This window comes from Litoribacterium kuwaitense (genome assembly GCF_011058155.1).
Lineage (GTDB): Bacteria > Bacillota > Bacilli > Bacillales > DSM-28697 > Litoribacterium > Litoribacterium kuwaitense.
This window is the reverse complement of sequence record NZ_JAALFC010000130.1, coordinates 1-399: the sequence shown is the minus strand read 5'-3', so window position 1 is coordinate 399 and position 399 is coordinate 1. Positions and strand designations below refer to the sequence as shown.

Genomic DNA, 399 nt, shown 5'->3' with positions numbered 1-399 from the left:
TTGACACCAGACGTGGAGAGAAGCCTGCAGACGCTCTACGCCCAGTAATCCGAGTAACGCTTGCATCCCTGTCTTACCGCGGCTGCTGACACCGTGTCTCTAGGACTACTAGGGTTTCTAATCCCCTTTGCTCCCCACGCTTTCGTCCCTGAGTGTCAGTACATTCCTAGCATCCTGTCCTTCGCTTTCGGCGTTCTATCGTGGATCAACGGATTTTCCCCTACACACGACATTCCCAGATACCTCTGAATGACTCAATCTCTCTCGTTTCCGTACGTTGACGGAGTTGAGCTCCGTCATTTGACACCAGACGTGGAGAGAAGCCTGCAGACGCTCTACGCCCAGTAATCCGAGTAACGCTTGCATCCCTGTCTTACCGCGGCTGCTGACACCGTGTCT

General features: G+C 53.9%; 1 rRNA gene. It reads right to left on the bottom strand.

The window, feature by feature from the left end:
• Positions 1-399: ribosomal RNA gene (locus G4V62_RS19585) — 16S ribosomal RNA — on the bottom strand; the annotation flags it as partial.